At 55.7% G+C, this 2596-nt stretch carries 2 rRNA genes; both read right to left on the reverse strand.

From position 1 onward, the window contains the following. Positions 1-1487 (reverse strand): 23S ribosomal RNA (locus ABD893_RS17045); the annotation flags it as partial. A 396-nt stretch (positions 1488-1883) separates the two neighbouring features. Continuing rightward, positions 1884-2596: ribosomal RNA gene (locus tag ABD893_RS17050) — 16S ribosomal RNA — on the reverse strand; the annotation flags it as partial.

Raw genomic sequence — 2596 nt, forward strand, 5'->3', positions numbered from 1 at the left:
ATCGGTTCGGGAATATCAACCCGATGTCCATCGACTACGCCTGTCGGCCTCGCCTTAGGTCCCGACTAACCCAGGGCGGATAAACCTGGCCCTGGAACCCTTGATCAATCGGCGGACGGGTTTCTCACCCGTCTTTCGCTACTCATGCCTGCATTCTCACTCGTACAGCCTCCACCACTGGGTTCCCCCGCGGCTTCGCTGGCTGCACGACGCTCCCCTACCCATCCAGCCACAAGGACTGAATGACACAGCTTCGGCGGTGTGCTTGAGCCCCGCTAAATTGTCGGCGCAAAATCACTTGACCAGTGAGCTATTACGCACTCTTTCAAGGGTGGCTGCTTCTAAGCCAACCTCCTGGTTGTCTCAGCAACTTCACATCCTTTTCCACTTAGCACACGCTTAGGGGCCTTAGCTGATGTTCTGGGCTGTTTCCCTCTCGACTATGAAGCTTATCCCCCACAGTCTCACTGCTGCGCTCTAGCGTACCGGCATTCGGAGTTTGGCTAAGGTCAGTAACCCGGTGGGGCCCATCGCCTATCCAGTGCTCTACCTCCGGTACGGAACACGCAACGCTGCACCTAAATGCATTTCGGGGAGAACCAGCTATCACGAAGTTTGATTGGCCTTTCACCCCTATCCACAGGTCATCCCCTCCATTTTCAACTGAAGTGGGTTCGCGCCTCCACGCGGTCTTACCCGCGCTTCACACTGCCCATGGATAGATCACTTCGCTTCGGGTCTAGAGCCGGCGACTGAACGCCCCGTTCAGACTCGCTTTCGCTACGGCTACCCCACACGGGTTAACCTCGCCACCGACCACTAACTCGCAGGCTCATTCTTCAAAAGGCACGCCGTCACCCCTAAAGGCTCCGACGGATTGTAAGCACACGGTTTCAGGTACTATTTCACTCCCCTCCCGGGGTGCTTTTCACCTTTCCCTCACGGTACTTGTCCGCTATCGGTCAAGAGGTAGTATTTAGGCTTACCAGGTGGTCCTGGCAGATTCACACCAGATTTCACGGGTCCGGTGTTACTTGGGAACAGCATCGCGCCGCATATCAATTTCGTCTACGGGGGTCACACCCTCTACGCCGTCGCACTCAACACGACTTCGACTATCAATACACGTCCACGCTGGACCGTCGGCAGACAGCCCTGATACGTCCCACAACCCCCAACCTGCAACCCCTGCCGGGTATCACACAGACCAGGTTTAGCCTCATCCGATTTCGCTCGCCACTACTCACGGAATCACTTTTGTTTTCTCTTCCTGCGGGTACTGAGATGTTTCACTTCCCCGCGTTCCCTCCACACCGCCTATACATTCAGCGGCGGGTACCACGACATGACTCGTGGTGGGTTTCCCCATTCGGACATCCTCGGATCACAGTTTGGTTGTCAACTCCCCGAGGCTTAACGCAGACTCCCACGTCCTTCGTCGGCTCCTCTTGCCAAGGCATCCACCGTGTGCCCTTTAAAACTTACGGCAACACACAAAGACACAAAATCTTTAAAATTGCTTACAATGATGCTCGCGTCCACTATGCAGTTCTCAAGTTACAACCCCACACCAACCCCACCCACGCATTCGCGCCAGGAAGAATCAGGGAGGACCAGCCACACACCCCACAAAACCCTCAAACAACTCCCCCACAGGGAAGCATTCAAGGGCCATGGAGCTGCGTGCAGCCTCATAACCCAATAGCGTGTCTCCACCTCGAACCACCCAGTCCACCATCGTTCCACACCCCCACAAAGAGAGCGGTACTAGACAGCCATGACCAGCTGATGAAGTGCCTATTCGTTGATGTTCCACCCTTGAGCAACCACCCCCACCACACTCGGGCAGGAAAATGGCCACCATAATTGGTGATGCTCCTTAGAAAGGAGGTGATCCAGCCGCACCTTCCGGTACGGCTACCTTGTTACGACTTAGTCCCAATCACCGATCCCACCTTAGACAGCTCCCTCACGAGGATGGGCCACTGGCTTCGGGTGTTACCGACTTTCGTGACTTGACGGGCGGTGTGTACAAGGCCCGGGAACGTATTCACCGCAGCGTTGCTGATCTGCGATTACTAGCGACTCCGACTTCATGGGGTCGAGTTGCAGACCCCAATCCGAACTGAGGCCGGCTTTTTGGGATTCGCTCCACCTCACAGTTTCGCAACCCATTGTACCGACCATTGTAGCATGCTTGAAGCCCAAGACATAAGGGGCATGATGATTTGACGTCGTCCCCACCTTCCTCCGAGTTGACCCCGGCAGTCTCCTATGAGTCCCCACCATGACGTGCTGGCAACATAGAACGAGGGTTGCGCTCGTTGCGGGACTTAACCCAACATCTCACGACACGAGCTGACGACAACCATGCACCACCTGTGCACCAGTCCGAAGAAAACCACATCTCTGCAGTCGCCCGGTGCATGTCAAGCCTTGGTAAGGTTCTTCGCGTTGCATCGAATTAATCAGCATGCTCCGCCGCTTGTGCGGGCCCCCGTCAATTCCTTTGAGTTTTAGCCTTGCGGCCGTACTCCCCAGGCGGGGCACTTAATGCGTTAGCTACGACGCGGAAAACGTGGAATGTCCCCCACAT

Origin of the sequence: Brachybacterium paraconglomeratum, from assembly GCF_039541415.1 — a bacterium.
Taxonomy (GTDB): domain Bacteria; phylum Actinomycetota; class Actinomycetes; order Actinomycetales; family Dermabacteraceae; genus Brachybacterium; species Brachybacterium paraconglomeratum_A.